This window comes from Wolbachia endosymbiont of Madathamugadia hiepei, assembly GCF_013366855.1.
Lineage (GTDB): Bacteria > Pseudomonadota > Alphaproteobacteria > Rickettsiales > Anaplasmataceae > Wolbachia.
On the sequence record NZ_WQMP01000001.1, the window covers coordinates 1 to 21,863 of the forward strand.

Annotated in this window: 12 protein-coding genes and 1 pseudogene; 10 read left to right on the top strand and 3 right to left on the bottom strand. The window is 36.4% G+C overall.

Annotation, left to right across the window (positions count from 1 at the left end; all coding sequences use genetic code 11):
* Positions 1-194: 194 nt before the first annotated feature.
* On the bottom strand, positions 195-1,772 hold the full coding sequence (locus tag GO685_RS00005) for a lysine--tRNA ligase (RefSeq protein ID WP_175937010.1): 1,578 nt from the start codon (positions 1,770-1,772) through the stop codon (positions 195-197).
* 65 nt (positions 1,773-1,837) lie between these two features.
* On the opposite strand from GO685_RS00005, the gene GO685_RS00010 reads away from it, so the two are divergent.
* The 8 genes from GO685_RS00010 to map all read left to right on the top strand — a co-directional run bounded on the left by GO685_RS00010 (position 1,838) and on the right by map (position 17,864).
* Positions 1,838-2,134 (top strand): type IV secretion system protein VirB3, encoded by a 297-nt coding sequence (locus GO685_RS00010; protein ID WP_041046206.1) that lies wholly within the window; start codon positions 1,838-1,840, stop codon positions 2,132-2,134.
* Between the two features lie 9 nt (positions 2,135-2,143).
* Positions 2,144-4,549 (top strand): VirB4 family type IV secretion/conjugal transfer ATPase, encoded by a 2,406-nt coding sequence (locus tag GO685_RS00015; protein WP_175937002.1) that lies wholly within the window; start codon positions 2,144-2,146, stop codon positions 4,547-4,549.
* Positions 4,542-7,082, top strand: a complete 2,541-nt coding sequence (locus GO685_RS00020; RefSeq protein ID WP_175937003.1) for a TrbL/VirB6 family protein — start codon at positions 4,542-4,544, stop codon at positions 7,080-7,082. Before GO685_RS00015 ends, GO685_RS00020 begins: the two co-directional genes overlap by 8 nt.
* Before the next feature lie 42 nt (positions 7,083-7,124).
* Positions 7,125-9,524, top strand: coding sequence for a TrbL/VirB6 family protein (locus GO685_RS00025; RefSeq protein ID WP_175937004.1), 2,400 nt, complete (start codon positions 7,125-7,127; stop codon positions 9,522-9,524).
* A 2-nt stretch (positions 9,525-9,526) separates the two neighbouring features.
* Entirely contained in the window at positions 9,527-12,541 is a 3,015-nt protein-coding gene (locus GO685_RS00030) for a TrbL/VirB6 family protein (protein WP_175937011.1), read from the top strand.
* Positions 12,542-12,612: 71 nt separating this feature from the next.
* Complete coding sequence (locus GO685_RS00035) at positions 12,613-15,780, top strand: TrbL/VirB6 family protein (RefSeq protein WP_175937005.1); 3,168 nt, start codon at positions 12,613-12,615, stop codon at positions 15,778-15,780.
* Positions 15,767-16,387, top strand: a complete 621-nt coding sequence (locus GO685_RS00040) for a WD_0853 family protein (RefSeq protein WP_175937006.1) — start codon at positions 15,767-15,769, stop codon at positions 16,385-16,387. Before GO685_RS00035 ends, GO685_RS00040 begins: the two co-directional genes overlap by 14 nt.
* 694 nt (positions 16,388-17,081) lie before the next feature.
* Positions 17,082-17,864, top strand: a complete 783-nt coding sequence (map, locus tag GO685_RS00045) for a type I methionyl aminopeptidase (protein ID WP_175937012.1) — start codon at positions 17,082-17,084, stop codon at positions 17,862-17,864.
* Between the two features lie 203 nt (positions 17,865-18,067).
* On the opposite strand, the gene GO685_RS00050 is transcribed toward map, so the two are convergent.
* Positions 18,068-18,523 carry a hypothetical protein gene (locus GO685_RS00050; protein WP_175937007.1) on the bottom strand — a complete coding sequence of 152 codons (456 nt, stop codon included), beginning with the start codon at positions 18,521-18,523 and terminating at the stop codon, positions 18,068-18,070.
* 139 nt (positions 18,524-18,662) lie between these two features.
* On the opposite strand from GO685_RS00050, the gene GO685_RS00055 reads away from it, so the two are divergent.
* Entirely contained in the window at positions 18,663-19,718 is a 1,056-nt protein-coding gene (locus tag GO685_RS00055) for an aspartate-semialdehyde dehydrogenase (protein WP_175937008.1), read from the top strand.
* A 256-nt stretch (positions 19,719-19,974) separates the two neighbouring features.
* Positions 19,975-21,138, top strand: a complete 1,164-nt coding sequence (locus GO685_RS00060; RefSeq protein WP_175937009.1) for a multidrug effflux MFS transporter — start codon at positions 19,975-19,977, stop codon at positions 21,136-21,138.
* A gap of 624 nt (positions 21,139-21,762) precedes the next feature.
* Here GO685_RS00060 and GO685_RS00065 read toward each other — a convergent pair.
* Positions 21,763-21,863, bottom strand: a pseudogene (locus tag GO685_RS00065) (IS982 family transposase); the annotation flags it as partial.

Consider the following 21,863-nt stretch of genomic DNA (forward strand, 5'->3'; position numbering starts at 1 on the left):
GGGCCGAGAATGGGGTCTTTTATAAAGCTTTATGGAATAGATAATACTATCTCTCTTATAGAAAGTGCTATTGAACGTACACTTTAACCTGCACAGATTGCGAAGATAAATAAATAGCTTCAGTTTCATTATAAGGGTAACTGCAAAAGTTGTCAAGTAATCTCTGTACCTAATTTAAAACTAGAGAGCTCAGGTTAAAGTGTACGTTCAATAGCACTTTCTATAAGAGAGATAGTATTATCTATTCCATAAAGCTTTATAAAAGACCCCATTCTCGGCCCGGTTTTTTGGCCAAGCAGTGTTTCATACAGCAGCTGAAACCAGTCGCGTAAGTCACTGTAATTGTGCCTTTTTCCGATGGAAAAGACCTGGGATTGAATCTTCTCAGCAGTGGCGGTAATAGGCAGGGAATGCAGGGTGTTCTTTAAATCTAGCAATGCTCCCTTCTCTTTTTCATTTGGAGCCTTATACGCTTTCGTTGGCTTGATAAAGTCGTGATAATACCTAACTGCGAAATCTGAAAGCCTATCGAGCATTTTGTTGTTTTCTGGCGTAACATCCGGCGCATAGGTGGATATAAAACCCCAAAGAATCTCTTTATTTTCAACATTACAGGCTGCTGCTAGGTTTAAAAGCAATGAGAAATTTATGCCTGAAGTTTCTATATTTGGAACTCTACCTTGGTGAATGTACCATACAGGACTGTTTACATCCTTTTCTTCACTCTCATTGTAACGCTTAACAAACTCCAAATATTCATCAGTTGATTTTGGTATAACATTGAAATATAAACGTTTAGCCTTTTTTGGGCTCTGAAAAATGTACAATGCCAAGCTCTCTGTTGGTGCGTAAGTAAGCCATTCTTCAATTGAAATACCATTTCCTTTTGATTTTGATATCTTCTTTCCTTCTTTATCAAGGAAAAACTCGTAGCAAAATAGCAGTGGTGGCTTTTCTCCAAGTATCTTGCATATTTGACTTGAAAGCACAGCAGATGGAGTCAAATCTTTTCCATGAGCTTCGTAATTGACTCCAAATGCGGCCCATCTCATTCCCCAGTCTGGTTTCCATTGCAACTTGCATCTTCCTTTTGTCACTGGAACTTCTATTTCTTCTCCATTTGCATCTTCGTATGTGATTGTTCCTTTGTCTGTATCCCTTTCAATCACTGGAACTTGTAGCACTTGGGAAGTTTTTGGACATACCGGCAAGAATGGGCTATAAGTCTGCTGTCTTTCTTCTCGGAACGATGGAAGCATTACATCCATCACTTTATCGTAATTTTTCAGCAAAAGTAAGAGCTTTTCATCGTAAACACCAGATGTATAGCACTCTGTAGCACTTCTAAACTCGTATTCAAACTCAAATAAATCAAGGAACTTACACAACAATGAATTCATGTGATGACCATAACTCTCATGAGTGCCAAATGGGTCAGGTATCATGGTTAGTGGCTTGTTCAAATGCTCTCTTAGCATCTCCTGATTTGGTACATTGTCTGGTATTTTTCGCAAACCATCCATATCATCGGATACTGCAATGATTTTGATTTTTATACTAGGAGCTATTTTCTTTAGTGCGTTCGCAACAACTGTAGTACGAAAAACTTCTCCAAAAGTACCAATATGCGGAAAACCTGAAGGTCCATAGCCAGTCTCAAATATTATCTCTTTTTTGTTAGGAAACTCTTGTAATATTTTTTCTGCTTCTTGAAACGGCCAACTCATCATCATTAGGGCTAAATTACTTATCTTACCTAAAGTGCTACTGATTTCAATAGATTTTTAATTAATGACGTAGTATTAGTGTTAGGGCTATTAATTAGAAGGTCAAGGATATGTCTACAGGTAATATACAAACAGATCAATTGTTTAAAGGTCTTACAAGACCTGCAATGCTTTTTGGTGTGAGTTATATGTTTGCAATATTAAACGTTCTAACTTGCATGCTAATTTTTATCAATTCAAATGATCTGAGAATAATTCTCTTGATGCTACCAGGAATACACGGACTTGGTTATATAGCTTCCGCAAAAGAACCATTGTTTATTGAATTATTTATGGTAAAATTAGGAAAATGCTCCAAGTGTTTAAATCGTTTTTATCACGGAGCCAATTCTTACGATGTTGCTTGAAAATATGCGATGCTGAGATTTAGAGCTATTCAATCGAAGAATAAATCTATTCTGGACAGGGAGGTTCACGCTGCAGAGTTTTTACCGTACTCTTGTTACTGGAACAGCACAACCTTAATAACAAAGCAAAATTGGTTAGTGAAGTTTATCAAATTAAATGGCTTCGCATTTGAAACAGCTGATGATGAAGATTTGGTAATACAAAACAAGATCAGGAATCAGATGCTAAGAAGCATTTCATCCCCAGCATTTAGTTTATATTTCCACACCATTAGGCGTAAGAAAAACATTTTTTCTGATGAATTTGCAAGTCAGAATTTGCCAAATTTTTTTGCTAACCACGTAAATCTAAAATGGAGAGAAAAACATGCAACAAGGCAATCATTTATTAATGACTTATACATTACAATTATTCGTAGGACAAATACAAAAGGAGTAGAATTTTTATCGCACCTACTAAAAAAATTCGGACATGTAACCTCAAAACATGCTTGGGAAAGCGATATGCGTGCTACTTATGAAGATTTAGAGGAAACAACAAACCGTGTGATAACGAGCCTCAGGAATTACTCACCTAAAATCCTTGAAGTAAAAGAAACCCCAAACGGCCTATTCTGTGAAATAATGGAATTTCTATCTAGGATTGTAAATTGTGGCTTTGTTACAAATACACTCCTTCCGCTAAAAACAGAAATATCAAGATACTTACCGGTACATAGGTTATTTTTTGGCCGTAAGATGATACAGGTTGTGACTCATAATGAAAGTAAATACGCTGGAATAGTTAGTATCAAAGAGTATGGAAATAATACTTCTGCAGGTATGCTCGATTCCTTTTTACAACTTCCTTATGAATTTATCATCACACAGTCTTTCCAATTTACAAATAGGCAAATGGCAATTGCAAAAATGCAGATACAGCAAAATCGGATGATACAATCTGCAGATAAAGCTATTTCTCAAATAGCAGAAATCTCTCATGCACTTGATGATGCAATGAGCGGTAAGATTGCGTTCGGTGAACATCACTTAACTATCCTATGTATAGAAAAAAGCCCCAAATCATTGGATAATGCTTTGTCATTGGTAGAATCAGAGCTTTCTAATTGCGGTGTTTACCCTATCCGTGAGAGAGTTAATCTTGAACCAGCATTTTGGGCACAAATTCCAGGTAATTTCGATTATATAGTAAGAAAAGGTACAATAAGTAGTCTTAATTTGGCCGGTTTTGCATCTCAACATAATTATCCTACTGGTAAAAAGTTTAATAACCACTGGGGAGATGCTGTTACAGTTTTTGACACAACATCTGGCACCCCATTTTTCTTCAACTTTCATATAAGGGATGTTGGACACACTATGATAATTGGGCCAACTGGTGCTGGTAAGACTGTTTTAATGAATTTCTTATGTGCTCAAGCAATGAAATTTTCTCCAAGAATATTCTTTTTTGATAAAGATCGTGGTGCAGAGATTTTTTTGAGAGCACTTGGTGGTATTTATACTATAATAGAACCCAGAACTAAAACAAATTTTAATCCTCTACAACTTGACAATACTCCTGATAATAGAACATTTTTAATGGAGTGGATAAAATCTTTAATCTCGGTATACAATGATAAATTCACTTCAGAAGATATTGCACGAATTAATGATGCAATTGAAGGAAATTTTAAATTGAGAAAAGAAGACAGATTTTTAAGAAATCTCGTACCGTTTTTAGGGCTTGCAGGCCCTGATACTCTAGCTGGAGCAATATCTATGTGGCATGGTGATGGTTCTCATGCTGCAGTATTTGATAATAAAGAGGACTTGTTAGATTTTTCGAAAGCAAGGGTATTTGGCTTTGAAATGGCTAACTTGCTCAAAGATCCCGTTGCTCTTGGACCGGTCTTGATTTATTTGTTTCATAGGATTAGTATATCTCTTGATGGCACTCCATCTATTATTGTTCTTGATGAGGCATGGGCGTTAATAGATAATCCAGTTTTTGCACCTAAGATAAAAGATTGGTTGAAAGTGCTGAGGAAATTAAATGCTTTTGTGATTTTCGCTACTCAGAGTGTTGAAGATGCAAGTAAAAGTGCTATTAGTGATACGCTTGTACAGCAAACAGCAACACAGATTTTTTTGCCAAATCTGAAAGCTACTAGTGTCTATCGGGATGTTTTTATGTTAACTGAACGTGAGTACATACTAATTAAACACACAGATCCAAGCACTAGATTTTTTTTGGCAAAGCAAGGAGTCAATGCTGTTGTGGCTAGAATAGACTTAAAAGGCTTAGATAATATAGTCAACGTGTTATCCGGACGTGCAGAAAGTGTTCTATTGTTACATGATATACTAAAAGAGGTCGGAGACGACCCAAAGGTGTGGTTACCTATATTCTATCAGAAGGTAAAAAATGTTTAAGGCCAAGCTGTCATTGCTATTAATTGCGATATTTTTATTAAACATCGATTTTTTACTCTCATATCCAGTGTTTGCGAATGAAGTAAGCGGTACTGACACGGAGTTCGTTAGTAGGTTTAATTCTACTGGCAGCTTTAGTCGTGCCACTAACCCTGATTGTGGAGCATTTAAGACGGCTGCAGCACTTGCAGGAATAGCGATTGCTATTGGCGCAATATTTACCGGCATTGTTTTGATCGTTTCTTCTGCTAGCTTATTTACCCTTCTTGTCGTCGTCGGAATGATAGCTGCAGTTGTTGGGGTCTGGAAAGCTATAGGAGGGCTTGTTGTTTGTCAACATAGTTTTGTTAGGCATCCAGTTGTACGCGATCACGAGGGAAAATATAAAAACTTCAAACTAGAAAACACAAGTTATAGTGATTACACGGATAAAAATTATCAAACTGAGGATGAATATTTTTCTGCACTACAAGGAAAATCAGGAAAAGATGGAAAACAGACGGAAAAAGAGATTTTAAACTTTACTGATTGGAACGTTGTTAATGTCAATAGAGAAAACTATTACTGGCCAAAAAATCGTGCGCAATATAGCGAGTATATAGAAATATGTCATCGAAATCCTTTGACATTTGGCAAGTTATTTCAATCATATGAAGAAATAGAAAAAGACTTCGATGTAAGAGAGAAAGAGCTTAACTATGGAAAGGAAGGGTGGTCTCCGAAGGTTGATGGTGATCTGGAGTGTAAAGTTTTGAGAGCTGGACAACGCGAAACCATACATGGGTCAACATTCAAGGCAGTAAAAAAAATGGGCAGGTTGTGTGTGGAGTTAGAAAGTGTTAGTACACTTGGTATTAAAATGACTCCTTGGCCACAAGGGGTTAACATGGGATGTACAGAATTACCATCTGACCCACCTGCTCCTATGTGTGAAAAATCTGTGATGATATTCAAAAATAAAGATGGTACAGGTAAATATGAGGAGGATCTTAATGACTCTAAAAATAAGGACAAAGATTACAAGACTCTGATAAGGGAAAAGAAAGGAGAGGGAAAAATTTTTGCAGGTTATAATAATGCCAGTTGTTTTAGCCAGTATGTCTCTGAAGCTTGCTACAATCAGGCGGGAAGTAAGTCACTAGCTCCTGTTCCCATAACTTCTATGATAGTGCAATGCATTAAGGAATCCTTAGATAATTTAGTGGCTGGTCTTGATTCAAGCGGCAAACCACTGAAAGACGAGCGTAGAAAGAATAAGGGTAGTTTCTTGTCTGTTGCACAAAAAAAGCTGAAAAACACCGTAACTGCCGTTTTAGTTTTAGCTTTGATACTATTTTCTATAAAAGCCATGTCTGGTGGTGTTCGCAGTCCTCAAGAAATGTACATGTTGATCATTAAATTTGCCTTAGTGATTTATTTCACAACAGGCGATACTATGTCTCATTATTATGGAGAGTTGACAAAACTTTCAAATGGTTTGTCAGAAATAGTGCTCAAAGCTTCATCTGAAAGTAAAGGTATATGTAATTATAAGGCAGAAGATTATAGTAAAGGAAATAGGGGATCTTACAGTTATCTTGCACCTTGGGACAGGTTTGATTGTAGAATTCTATTTTACCTAGGAGCACCTTTAGATGGAATTGGTGACAAAATTGGTACTGGAAGTGTAGGAATATTGGCTGTTTTACTAGGTGATGCTCCTGTTTTGTTAGCAGCAGGCTCCATAATCGGTATCATTTTTGCTGGTGGGCAAATTTTAATAGCTATTGTTGCCATATTCACGGCTGTTATGATGATGATGGTTATTTTGTGGATATGCTACGTATTTATTTTATCTTTAGTTGCTCTAAGTGTGATAATCATCTTGTCACCTTTGTTCATCCCTATGGTTTTATTCCAACACACTAAGGGATACTTTGATGGGTGGATAAGGGAGTTGATTACCTATAGTCTATATCCTGTTATGCTTTTTGCGTTTTTATCCTTTATGTTTATAGCATGTGATAAAATCTATTTTAAAAACTTAAACTTTGAGCTGGACAAGGAATATGAAAAGAAAATACAAGACTCGGGTAGTAGTAAAAAACAGTGGTTTAAACTGAAAAGCGGTGAGTGTGATAACAATGAGGATACTCTTGCATGTATGATGCAGAATTATAGCTTTAAGAAAAGCAGCATACTTGGTCTATTTAGCTTTACATACATGGAATTTGGCAGTTCTCCTATCGGGGAGTTACTAAAATTGGCTCTAATATTGCTTCTGTTTTATCACTTTTTGCATATTCTGCCAGGGATGGCTGCAGAGCTTTCTGGTAATTACAGGGCATCACTCGGCTCTGGTGATACACCTGCAAAAATGATGTCAAAAGCCTTTTCTGCAGGTAAAGCTATTGCTGGGGCCATTGGTAAAGCTAAATCTGGGGATGCTGCTGGAGCTGCCAAGGAGGCTAATAAGGCTAGAGATAATATGAGTGGGTCTAGTAAGTCTAGTGAGTCTACTAAACCTAGTGGTGGTTCTGGGTCTGAAAAGTGAGTAACAGATGCTTAAATTTGAGTAACTAAAACCTGGTAAGTCATGCGTAAGTTTTTGTTGATAGTGACACTCTTTATATTGTCCGGTTGTGAGCGTCACTGTATTAAACCAGAAGGCTTATCAAACTTGCGCGAAAAACTAGACGTGGTGTCAACAGAGCAGAAGTGGGTTGATTCTGGTGTCCATATCTCAAGTAGTGTAAAAGTAACAGAGATTAGCATAGTGCCCAGCAAGGTTAATTTTTGTCCTAAGCGGTATGAAGATTTTGCAGTTCAACCTGGGACAAATGACGTTACATTATCGAAATTCGCGCTTAAAGCTGGTGATTCAATAAGCTTTAGTGTCATTGGAAGTAAAATGTGTAAAAACGCTGATGGCACAGTCACCTATAAAAAAATTGACGAGAGTTGCGGTGAAGGAGAGACGGAGTATTTTGCACATGTTTTAAATCAAAATGAATGTCAGGCAATATGGCAAAATGGAGAATACAAGTACACAATATGTCCTAATAAACTCATGATAGGCAACGCAGAGTGGCTGCCTGGGCAAGAGTACTGGGATTCAGATTTCTCGAAACTAGACCAAGATGAAAGAAGAAAGGAGATTGAGAGTATTAACTCTATAAGGCAGGGAGAAAATATAGACTGCAGCAAGCTTTCAAGCGATCAGAAAAGTAAGATGGATACGTACATTCTGAATCTTGCATGTAAAAATACATGTTATTACTCTGGCCAAAATTGTGTTGAAATTGCATCCAATACTATAGATGATGGCAACTTGATCAAAAGCCTTGATGATGCTTTAGTTGCTGCTGAAGATAAAGCAAGCGAAATTACTAAAGCCACTAAAAAGATTGTAGAAAAAAAAGAGATAAAGACTTATATCCCATCGTTAGTAGTGTCAATGGAGGGAAAAGAACTTGAACACGAGAGAGGTAATATACGTACTAATTATGATTATAAAATAAAGAGCGATCACCCCCAAGGTGAGAAATTAACTTTCCGGTTAGGGGATAGCGATGACAAGGGTGGCTACAACATAAGGGTAACAAGAATACCCAGTCCGAAAGACGACTTGTACATACGTGTTTCTGACACATTCCCTGGACATGACCCTGACGAAACTCAGGGAGATATACCTGTTAATATCAACAGAGTTCATGATACTGAGTACATGGAAGGCTTGAAAGAAAAATTAAAAGGCAAAAGCGGCACCATATATTATGGAATAAGAGACCATGGCTGTGATTATAAGGAAAACGAAGGTCAGTTTAGCATTAACCTAACGACCAAAGAACCACCTACAAGAACTTTTAATGTGATATATAATTTTTTTGATGAGAAAGTAAAAACTGCATTTTTCGGTTCTAGCTACAAAGATCCAAACGTGGTCCACTCTGAGTCTAGCCCTGTAAAATCTCTTTATCAAAGTTTTGTAGCGTCAAATAGAACGAAGACCATTCGATCCACGATAGTATCGCTGTTAGTATTGTATATAGTATTGTATACTCTTTATTACTTTTTTGGCTTAACCCATGTTTCTATATATGAGTTTTTAATTACATGTGTAAAGATAGGAATTATTACTCAACTGTTGCGAGATAATAGCTGGGATTTTTTTTATAACAATGCTTTTTCTATCTTTATCAACACTCCAAAACAGTTGATAGAAATAGCAAATTTTAGAGGCACGACATCAAACGTTTTTGAATTTCTCGATTTGCCGTTGAATAGACTTTTGTCAGCACATTCAGTTTTATTAATAATATCTCTTATATTTTCTGGCCCTCTAGGCATTGTATCTTTTTGCTTAGTGATTTGGGGCTTAATAATAGTGGTATTATCTATTTTTAATGCCTTGTTTTCTTTTATTACATCTATAGCAATAGTTGTGTTATTGTTTTCTTTAACACCTATCTTTATTATCTGCCTTCTGTTTACATACACTAGGCAGATGTTTCACAACTGGGTCAAAAACTTGGCAAGATTTGCGATTCATCCAGTGGTGCTTTTAATTTTTATATCGCTGATAAGCCAAGTTATGGATTATATTGTGTATTCAGTGTTTAATTTCGAGGTCTGCACTACATGTATACTCAAAGTTGACCTAAAGATTTTTAAAATTTGCATCTTCTATGGATATGCTTCCAAGTATACACCTAATATCGCCGTTATGATGGCTTTTGTTATCTTGGGTCATGCTATGAAAGCTTTAGTTGAAGCTTCTTCGAAAATATCTGACTCGTTGTTTGGTGTTTATGTGCAAAAAGAACCTGGAAAACAATATCAACAGAGCCTAATGGGATTAGTAGGATTAGATGAGCAAAGCGTTCACAGGAGAGCAAGAAGCGGAGGGGGTGCTCATCAACCATCAGGCACACCAAGCAAAAAACCTGAAGTACTGCAAAGGTCTCAAGGGCATAAGATAGGAGCAGGAGGCTAATGATGATAAGTAAAAGATCACTATTATTGGTATTATATCTTGCAATCACTGGCTGTAGCATGGATTGTGTCGAGCCTGGGCTGCAAAGCAGAAGTACCAGTGTTAACGTGAACGTTCCAGTTCGTAAAGCTGACGAAGGAGTTAAAATTCATTGGGTTGATTCTGGTCAAGTAATCAGTAAAGATGAGAAAATCAAATTTACCCTTGGTGGGTCATTAAATTTTTGCCCCCCTAAAGAAGGCAAGAATCCAAGAAAAGTTCTTGTTCCTGCCGTATTTTGTGCTGATGGTTCAATTCCAAATTATAGTAAAGCTGCAAATATTAACGATGTGCCTAATAATTACGGCGTTGACGAAAAAGGCGTGAGTGGAAACGAACTGTGTGGTGGTAGAGGGTTTGGCAGTAATAGACGTTATGTAGACACTGGAATTAAAGTGAATCCTGGTGATAAGTTAAGCTTTAGCTTGGTCTCCAGGGAGATAACAATTGATTATGATAACCCAGGAGAAAAAGTCAGCTTTGATGACAATTGTTATAGAACCGAAACAGGAGATAAAAAAGTGCTAGCAAGTGAAATACTGAATATTAGCGATGAAAAGGGAAAAGAATTTTTTTGTGAGGGCAAAGATGGAAAGAGAAATAAAGTAAAATTTTTACCTCTTGATAAAACAAAAGTAAAGGAAAGAAAAGTGTTAGTTGGTAATGGCTACACTCCATATGATAATAAAGTGCATTTTAATAAAAATTTCATTAAGGACGACAAACCATGGGTAAATGGTGCGCTGTTAGATTTGCGACGAGCAAGAGTGGGACTGAATGAATTATGTGGAGGAAAAAACTGTAATCTTAACGAGATAAAAAAGTACGGCTCTTATGAGCTTAATTGTTACTACCAAAATATATGTTATACCAAAGAAGGTATATTCAATAATGGTTTGCATAAAAAAGGAAACCGAAATTGTGTCTCCTCTATAAGATACAAAAAATATGATGCTAAAAACAGTACATGCAACATGTACTCTCACCTTAAAGAGGTTGAAGATAAGCTCAAGGAGATTAAAGAAAATAAAGGTAGCACTGGTTTTACATCAACCGGCGAAGAAGACATCGAAAATATCTTCTGGGCTGAAGCTCTTGTTGCGAAAATTGGCAGTCTTGAGGACCAAGATACTGCTCAGGATACTCAATGTCTTCCAGAGGAAAAGGGTGTAAAAAAGGATAATGTGTGTTCACAAATTAGTGATAATTTCGAGGATTTTTCTCTGAGATTAAATTATGATTATACAGTAGTAGATAAGGTAACACCTGGTAGTGATGTAATGCTTGCTATTGCAGACTATGGTTGCTATAGAGCTGATAGGGGTGGGTACCATGTTGAAGTAACCAGATCATGTGAATACATTAATGGCAAGAAACTATATGTATATTTAGGTAATGAGCCACCTAAAGATTTGAGTAGTGTGGGAACTAATGATTTCAAAGCAGTAGGAGTAAGAAACGGAAAAGATAAGTATACCATATTAGATGTAATAAGCGGGGAACATTTTCAGAATGGAGAATCTAAGAAGATATATTTTGGTATCGATGTAAGTAACGTAGAAAAAGAAGATATTACAGATGAAAAAGGCAAATATTATGAAAACAATGAGTATAATATAACCTTATTTGTCAAAAGAAAGATTAACGATTTCGTTTCATCAAATGTAAACAAGGTATTTGACTTTATAAAAAAAGAGGTAATTGGGGATAGCGTCAAAGATTTATACAAAGGGTATGCGAAAGGTCTTCTTCAAGGGGTAAGAGCTTTACTTACTCTATATGTTATATTTACTGTTGTTGGCTATATGCTTGGAATGATACAGCTAAGTAAATTTGACTTTATTGTAAGGATGATGAAGATAGCATTTATAGCTTTTGCCTTTAGCGATAATAGCTGGAAATTCTTTGGTACAACTTTATCCAAATTTTTTATGGATGGTAGCACTCATTTAGTAGATAGTTTCTCTGGTTATATAGGAGAAGGAGGTAAAAGATTTGCGTTCTTAGATTTAACAGCAGGAATATTACTTACAGGAGAAACATGGTTGAAGTTTTTATCGTTGATATTTGCTGGTCCTTTTGGTTTTATCGCTTTTTTGATAATACTTCATGCTAGTTTTATGTTCTTAAAATGTATTATTAGCGCTACATTTAGATATGTGATATCTACTGTCCTAGTAGCGTTTTTGCTATCATTAACGCCTTTATTTATCGTGTTTATCTTATTTCAACAGACTAAGTCCCTGTTCGATAACTGGATAAAGACACTTGCTTATGTTGCAGTACAGCCGATGATTTTATTTTCATCTTTATCAATTTTGAATCAATTGATGTATTCAGTTTTGTATAACCTCACAAATTTCTCTGCATGCTATCAATGTTTAATTAGTATAAATTTCTTGTCCTATGATTTCTGTCTTATGAAATCTATACTACCTCTTGGATATAGTCCTGGCACTAGTGTTGATGTTGCATTAAGTGATGGAACGAAAACTGGTGGGCACTTTGCAGCATTACCTATAGACCTAATCCAGGTAATTATATACTTCATTATTGGCAAAGCAATGGAAGTTTTTGTTTCCGCATCAGAAACTATGGCACAAGCAATATTTAGTGCTGGTTTTGGGATTGCTGGCAGTGTTGGTGATGTTGCTAGCAGCGCATCACAAGCTATTCTGTCAACTGTTGGACTTGACGATGCAACTCAAGGAAATAAGGAGAGAGGAATTGAAGGCATGATACCACATGTCAAAAGAATGACGAGTCAAGATCGAGCACAAATTGAGTATAAGTTGCCTAAGACGCAATCTGAAACACCAGGGCAAGGTTCTGAAAAAAATTCAGGGGGACCTGGAGATAGAGGTAAGGAAAAAAAAGATCGAAAGGTAGCATTGCCTGAAACGAAAGAGCAACTAAAAGAGAAGAAAGGTCCTGGAGCTGAAAACAAGGACAAGAAAGAAGAAGAGGGAAATGAGTGATATTATGGAGTAACTAATTGAAAAGACATTTTAAGTAAAGTTTTATTTCTATATTTGGAAAAAATTTAGATATGCAGTTACGCTTAGGCACATTTTGGTTTAGGTTATTACTTCTTGCAGCTTATGTGCTGATAACAGGTTGTAATAAGAACGATACGCCTTTTCCAAGGTGCATATCTGCTGATTATTTTGGTCCTGAACCTATTACAGTTGGTGCTCATTTTCCAATCGGTCATGATGCGTTTTTTCCAGAAGGTGAAAGTGGAGAACCTATTGATCCTGAGACCGGTGAAATCAATTATGGTTTTCACTCTAACCAAGTGGTGAAGTGGAAGTATACCGGATTCGAAACCAATGGAGATGATTTAATAGTACGAGTTAATGGTGCATGGACATCTTGGAGTAATGATAATAAGAAAAAATCTAAAGGCAGTTACAGCTTGCAAAGCTTGGAGCAGCTGAAATATGCAACCAAATTCGAAGCAAAACAAGGCGATAATAGCTTGCCTGACTTTCACTTGGTTTGCAATGATTACAAATCTAATATGCAAAAATTTTCAAGTAGTTCTAGTACAAGTTGTACTGTAAATTGTAAGCGCATTAATGAGGATAATGGCAAAAGCATAGTGTCACGTAGTGCTCCATGTTGGTTTACTAATGGTCATGGCGCTTACCTTCTGTTTAAAAAGCCGGGTGATAACAACCCTAACGAAAGTCTGAAGTCCATGCGCAATCCTCAATCTCCTACTATGCATCTAGGTTATCACTCTGTAGCAGAAAATGGAAGCGGGCTTTTTACTTTGAAAAAAGGCGAGAAAAAGTTAAAGGACAGAAATTGTAAACTACTGGAGTTAGAAAAGGGATGGAAAATATATGTAAAAATATTAGACAGATATTACTTAGATAATGTAGGCGGCTACTCTTTTGAATTTTTGAGTGGAGTGCAGCAACCAAGTAGTTTCGGGTTTTTTGATTACGTTTATAACTATCTAAAGAGTGTATTGTTGATCAATAAAAACAATGAAGGTGAACCTGCAGCAGCACAGGCTATGTTTCAGGATATAGCTGAAAAGAGTACAAGCTTTCACAATTTCGTTCTTTCTTTGCTTGTTTTATTTATAGTGATTTCATCGCTCCTTTACCTTTTTGGTATGATACGAGAGACTAAGCATGATATGCTCATCAGGATGATGAAAATCACTCTAGTAATAGTGCTTATATCTCCTGGAAGCTTTAGATTTTTCTACGATCATTTCCTTACTTTGTTTGTTGAAGGACTTGAATATATGATAAATGTAATTACTAGCTTTGCTCCTAATATGAATACAGATGCTAATTGGGACCCTGCCGAAGCCGGTGGAGAAGCCCGTGTTAAATTGTTCAGTTTCATGGAGGACATGTTCAACAAGTTTTTTGCTTACTCTGTTTGGAAAAAATTTGCAGCGCTTTTGCATTACCAAATGTGGGCAAGCCTACTTATGATACCGGCAATTTTGATAGGGATCGTTTTATATTTCCTGCTATGTGTATATTCTTACATAATATTCCTTTCCGGCTTCGTGGGTATAGCTTTGCTTATAGCCATAATGCCACTGTTTCTAATTTCTATCTTATTTTCACCGCTGAAAAGTCTATTTGAAGGTTGGATAAAATTCTGTATTAGTTTCTGCTTACAATCGATTATGATATTTGCCCTGCTGTCATTGCTGGCTGCAATTATAATGAATACCTTCTATAGACAGCTAGGTTTCACTGTATGCTACAATAAATGGGTTGAGGTAAGATTGTGTGCTCCAAAATGGATGTTTGGTGGTTTTTGTATCATTGATAAACAGTACTTTGGTTGGACTCCAGGACAAATTTTTGTACCTTACACTATCGGAGAGGCTTCTCCGTTGAATGTAGACAAAAGCATAGAGGGCATAGAAAAACTAAGCAGAGCAGGTGGCACAATAAAATTCACTGGCGGTGCTGGATATATCCTTCTTCCGCCGGATTACATTGGAAAAGGTTTCCGTTATATAGATTATCCCTTCTTTAACCCAGTTCCTGATACTAAAGAAAATCCAGCAGACCATTATATAGCAGAAAGCGACATAGTGGTTAGTGGTGGTTGTAGTGAAAATAAGAGAAATCTAGTACGCTTAACAAACAGTTTATCTCATGCATCAGAAAAGGCTGATATTTTATCGTTGATAGACAGTATAAACAACAAGATAGGTGGTGATATTAGTAAAATAGTAGAGCGCCACTGTCAAGATATAAACAAGTGCAGCAGTTACAGGGAAATAATAAGTGAAATAAGGGTTTTAGTGCAGAATATGATCAAGCGAAGTGTAAGCTGCGAATTAAAGAATTTTCATGATGTAAATAAAAAGGAACATCAAGAAAATAGCGACTACCAAAGGGTGCAAGACATACAGAGAGGTTATTTAATCAATGCGGGAGAAATCTTTGTATTATTCTTACTCTCATTCTTAATGTTCTCCTTATGCGAGTTCGTGCAACAAATGAGCTCAAGTATCGCTGGTGGTGGATTCAGCGTTTATAGTATATCTAGAATGTATGAAGCATCGCCTTTAGTTCGAATAATGGAAGGATTAAAACGGTCTTATTGGCAAGATACAATTGGTGGAAGACTAGAGTCTTTAGGCAGTTGGGCTACTCATTTACCGGATAGATTAGCCGGAGGTACGGCTAATCTACTAGGCAGGATACCACGAGTTGGAGGTGTGTTGAAATACGCTATTGATGTGCCGCGTAAGTTTGTAGGTGCTACTATCGAAGCAACAAAATTTGCAACATCACCTGAAAATGACGTTGATAAACTTGAGGAAAAAATTTACAAGGCGTTTGGAGTTGATAAAGAAGATATTACACACAGAAGAATTGGTAGATATTTAGATTATTACAAAGGATATGTGGGGTCACATTTGGGCTATACAATAAAAGATGCTATGAAGTTTACTTGGGAACATGGCGTTGATTCTATAGGAAAGCATAGCTATAACCATAACCTACTCTATAGAGCAAAATCGCATAGGCGAGAATTCTTGGACAAACTTCATGATTACACCATAGGACGCAAAAGAAAGCCAGAGAGATATAAGGATGAAGGTGATAGTAATCAACCAAGTGAGCCGGATCCAAAACAAGGCGAGGGGCAGCCAGATGAATTAATAAAAAGAGGCATATCGGATAAGCTAATAAAGGATGAGAGCAACAATGAAAATCAGTAAAAAAAACTTCAAAGGTCTTGATTATTATAAACTACACCAGGACAAAGACGGTAACATAAAACTAAGTGACTACGATGACATTTTAAATGCGCGTAGGGCAAGAGTAGACTTGTTGCTGGATAACATTAAGCAAGATGATATTAATCTTTCAAAGCTCAACAAGGCTCTTAGTGAGAAACTTGTGGATGATAGAGAATTGTTGTCTGAATTCGACAAGGAAGATCAAGAAATTGCTCAGGAAGAACTCAAGATGTTAAACATTTTAGACAACCTTGATAATCTTGCAAACATTAAAAGTGAAGATCTACTCGAGGTTAGTTTATTACTATCGGACCTTAGCTTCATAGAGAGAAATGTTGTACTGAATACCGATCAGAATTCTGATCTAGCAGGGTTTAAAGACTTATTTATCGAAAGAAAGGCATCTGGTGAAGAATATAGTGATGAAGAATGTCAAAGCTTTCTCGATAACATAGATAAAATCAATACTATAATTAAACTAGAGCTAGAAGGTAGGATTGAAGGGCTAAATCATGATGAAAAAAATGACCGTGATGATTTACAAGATGAAATTGGTCGTGCAATAGATACAATCAAAAAAAAGTAGTCGACTGTTTTGTGTCTACAACTTTCTTCCTAATGCCAATGGTAAATTAAAAAGTTTCCCTACGATCAGATTAGCGAATTTATTATGTATCTTGTTTGATAACGAAAGTTGGTATAACCTTTATGTTTAAGAAATTCATTAAATAGAAAAAAAGCAAAAGAAACCCCAGTCGGTATTTATTTTCAGTATTGGCGTTTCTATGCCTTAAACGCTGCAATTTAGCTGCTTTTAAACGCAACTAGTCTAAGCTATAATATTTAAGAAATTTACCAGACAGAGGAAAAAGACAATAAAACCCCAAGGTAGCTAGTTATTCCACTCTCTATTTTAAAATCCGGTGTTGGGTGATGTCTTAAACGACTTATGAGCGCGTTTCAGCTTGAAAACCAGAAGTTTTAAAAAGACATGCAGTGCACATAGTACGCCAAATACAAGTTTTCTTGTCATTTTAACCTGTACAGATTGAGAAGTTAAACAAATAGCTTCAACCTTATGATAATGGGATTGGTGAGATTTGTCAAGTAGTTTTTTTCGTTTCTATTGAGTAACGGCTGGATCAAATTGCAATGTTCATACAGTTATACGCTTGACACTAGAACCTATGGGGACTACTTTGATGGCATGGCAGGCTATAAACAAAGCTGTTAATTCTGCACAAAAATGTGTATGATAATTACAATAATATATGGAAAATATGGACATAACTATATATTCACAGGAAGACTTTGAGTTTATGCGAAAAGCTGGCCAGTTAGGAGCTGAAACTCTTGATTTCATTGCACCACACGTAGAAGTAGGAGTAACAACTAATGAACTAAACGATTTATGTCATGACTTTATAATCAAAGCAGGCGCAATTCCAGCACCACTGAACTATAGAGGGTACCCCAAATCGATTTGCACTTCAAAAAATGCTGTTGTGTGTCACGGCATTCCTGATGATAAGCCGCTTAAGGGTGGAGATATTGTAAATATCGATGTCACGGTAATTTTAAATGGCTGGCATGGCGACACAAGTCGTATGTTTTGGGCTGGTAAGCCGTCAATAAAAGCAAAACGCTTGTGTGATGCTACCTATGGCGCATTGATGGAAGCGATAAAGCAAGTTAAACCTGGTAATAAATTAAATGAAATTGGGCTTGCTATAGAGAAATATATTGAAGATTTTGGCTATTCTATCGTACGTAACTATTGTGGACATGGTATAGGAAAAGTCTTTCATGCTCCGCCAAATGTGGTGCATTTTTATGATAAAGATGAAGATCTTGTCTTAAAGGAAGGCATGTTTTTTACAATAGAACCAATGATCAACGCTGGAAAACATGAAACTCTGCTCAGCAAGCTAGATGGCTGGACAGTAACAACACGTGACCTTTCACTTTCTGCGCAGTTTGAGCATACGCTTGGGGTAACAAAAGATGGTGTTGAAGTATTCACATTGTCGCCTAAAAATTGGCATTTCCCGCCTTATAACTAGATTCTTTAAACTCAATGTACTTGGCGTACTGTACAGTTCCGTGAATGGGGCTGGAGGTATTTGTCAAGTAGTTTTTTTGTTTCTATTGGGTGACGTTATAACTTTTTTCCACTTTCGTCTGTCCGCTTTCTGTGTAGTGGAGTTGGTATAACTCCACTTGCTACGCAACAAAAGCACAGCTAAGGGCTTTTTAGATAAGATACTTATGAGTCACGACTTTTCTCCTCGTGTTCCACTTGTTCAACACTACCCTGCTTAACTTTACTGCTTATTACTTTCTCGTGCTTACCACCCGTGCAAATTGTTTTTGCCTCATCTTTCGCCTTACTATGGTATTTGTTTCGTGACCTTTTATATGCTTCGTATGCCTCCCTGTTTTCACATATAGGGTTGCTGATAATTTCTATTTTTTCGGGTGTAAAAACTTTTGCTAAAAACCTTCCTATAATTGGTATTGATTTCAAGAAATTCCTTAGCTTTGAAGGCTGTTGTCCTGTTTCTAGAAACCGTGTTTTAACAGTTTTTACAGAATACCTTTCATCATTAAAATTCGGAAATTTCCTTCTTTTCACTTGAATCTTTGACTCATTGGTTCCCTTAGGTCCTGGAGGTGTAGATGTTGCAGGTTTAACCTTAGTTTCATCATACTTTTTGCTCATCTCTTACTTTACCACGTAATATTATTAATCTTGCATAAGAATAACTAAATTATGGTTAATTGCAAGGTAAAAATATTAAAACAATTGTAAATTTTATCAGTGAAAATATAATATAACTTTAAGTCAGAGGTTCATCTATATGGGACATAAAATTGCTGTTGTTGGAGCGACAGGAAGAGTAGGACGCGAGGTGCTGAATATACTTGCTGAGTTTCAAGACGAAGAAAAAATTTCGATAGATTCTATTATCGTACTCGCATCAAAAAAATCAAAGGGAAAAAAGGTGAGTTTTGGTGATGAAGAACTAACTGTCTCATGTCTTGAAGATTGTGACTTTATTGGAGTCAATATAGCCATTTTCTGTGCTGGGACTCATGTTTCTGAAGAATATGTGCCAATTGCAACTGAGGCAGGATGCATTGTTATAGATAACAGTTTCCATTTTAGGATGAAAGAAGGTGTACCGCTGATCATTCCAGAGATTAACAAAGGAAAAATCATGGAATACAAAAACCACAACATAATATCCAATCCAAACTGTACTATAATACAGATGTTGCTAGTACTGCACTTATTACACCAAAAAGTAAAAATAAAGAGAATTGTTGCTTCAACTTATCAATCGACCTCCGGCGCAGGCAAAGCAGCAATGGATGAACTTTATCATCAGACAAAAAAGATCTTTATGAATGAAACCAAAAAACCCGAGGTATTTCCTAAGCAAATAGCATTTAACTGTATTCCTCACATAGGAGAATTCATCGAGGATGGTTCCACAAGAGAGGAATGGAAAATGCAAGAGGAAACAAAAAAAATCTTAGGAGAAGATATAAAAGTTACTGCAACTTGCGTGAGGGTACCCGTTTTTATTGGTCATGCTATAGCAGTGAATGTAGAGTTTTATCAGCCTATAACTGAAGAACAAGCTCGTAGAGTGCTAAGTGAAACCGAAGACAGTGGAATTTTAGTGTATGATAGGCGCAAAGGTGGAGAATATACAACTCAAATTGATGTTGTACAGGAAGACGCTGTATATGTATCGCGTATTAGAAAAGACAACACCGTTGAACACGGATTAAACATGTGGATAGTGGCTGACAATCTGCGCAAAGGTGCAGCACTAAATATAGTGCAGATTCTGGAGATTTTGGCAAAGGAACACTGTAATTCCTGTATACCAAATGGCAGCACGTGATGCACGAATATTTTACATATGCTCAAGTTAAGGGGAAATAACAGCGGGAAGAGTTATTTCAATATTGAATCAACTATGTTTTTGAAAATTTGCCCTTAATTCAACGCGTATGGTTGTTGTATTTCTCTTGTTAGTGTCTAGCCTATCCTGATTCCGTTACTTCTTTACGTGAGAGCAGTTTTGGTGAAATAATGAAAAATATTCTTTGCTAAACGCTTTAGATGTGCTACTTTTGTCCATTAGTTGAAGATTTTAAATGCTACTACCCTTTCTGTTGCTCTTATCTTTGATTGCCAAGTTTATTGAAATTGATGTTTCTGTACCTAGCTTTCCGGATATGGTGCGCTATTTCAATGTGTCGGAAGGTACAATTCAATTAACTATTGCTTACAATTTCCTAGGTTTTTGCATAGGAGGGTTATTCTTTGGTCCATTGTCTGAATGCTATGGCAGGAGGAGAATTATGATCATAGGTAACACTTTGCTGCTCGTTGGTGCTGTTGGTTGTGTTTTTGCACCATCAGTTCTTTGGCTTTTAATTTCTCGCTTTATTCAAGGCATTGGTGTTAGCACGTCTGTAGTTGTATTTGCAATCGTTGCAGATAGCTATAAAGGCGACGAAGCAGTGAAGTTTATCGGAATCATGAATTCTTTCCTGACAGTTGTCATGGCAGTTGCACCGGTTTTGGGCAGTTTCATCAATGAAGTTGTGGGATGGCGTGGCAATTATGCAAGTGTTGCAATACTTTGTTTAATTTCCTGGGTTTTGCTGCTTTTTCTGTTGCCGGAAACGAAAAAGGACCGCGATATCTTTAATTTGAAAAAAATGATGAAAGACTATGAGAAGCTATTATTGAGTTCAAAATTTATGGCACTATCTTTGGTAATGAGCCTTTTTTCTGCTGCTTATATGTCATTTATCACTTGTGGACCTTTTTTATACATGGAGACTTTTGGCTTGTCTAGCGCTATTTATGCACTGCATCAAGGTGCAATAGTTGGATCCTTCTCACTCGTCAGTCTATTTACTGGCAAGATCTTACAGAAACTTGGGGCAATAAGGTGTGTAATTTATGGTACAGGCGTAATTGCTATTGGATCCCTACTCCTTTTAATATTCAGTGCAGTCATACCTAATTCTTACTACTTGGTAACGCTATCTATGATAATTTTCTGTATTGGTTGTGCAATTTGCCAGGCAGTGCTTTTTAATGCATCACTGAATGTTTTTCCTGAAATTAAAGGTACAGCTTCTTCTGGAGTTTCATTCATCAGATCTTTTATCATGGCTGTTTTTATCGGCTTAACGAGCTATGTTTACAATGGTCAAGCAATCAGTGCAGCTATTCTTGTTTTGTCTGCATCAGTACTAACATTTATTTTTACTGTTTATTTATTGCTTTTAAAAGATGCAGTATAAATGAATAACTCCACCCAGGTTTAAGTTCTTTTATACCTATATATTCTACTATATGTTCAGAAGCCACGGGAATTCAATAGAAACGAAAAAAACTACTTGACAAGTTCCTCTAAATCCCTTAATAATGAGAACGAAGCTATTATTTATCTTCAGTCTGTGCAGATTAAATGACAAAAAAACTTAGTATATCTGGCGTGCCATGTTTAATTTTTTGCACTATGTGCACCTCGCGTCTTTCTAAAACTTCTGGTTTTCAAGCTCAAACGCGCTTATAAGTCGTTTAAAACATAAAAAAACGCCAATTATAGGATAGATAGTAAATAACTAGCTACCGGGATTTCTTTTGCTGTTTTTTCTGTTTAGTAAATTTTTTAAACGTTGCAGCTAAGGTTAGTTGCATTAAAAAGCAGCTAAGTCGCATTCATCAAGCGTTTAGAATAAAAAAAACGCCGATATTTTGACACAAAAGTAAATAACTAGCCACCACGAGGCTTCTTTTGCTTTTTTTCCATTTAGTAAATTTCTTAAATATTTATTACTAAAGTAGTATCTTGGATGCCAGTGTCAGAGCACACAACTGTACGAACATTGTGATTTGAGCCTACCACTAACGCTAACTATGGATTAGCCGATAAAGAAAGAGTTGGAAATGGAAGGTTTTTTGCGTTGTAAAGAATATGAAATAAGCGTAGAAAAAATGTGAACTAAAAAGTTAATAGGAGATC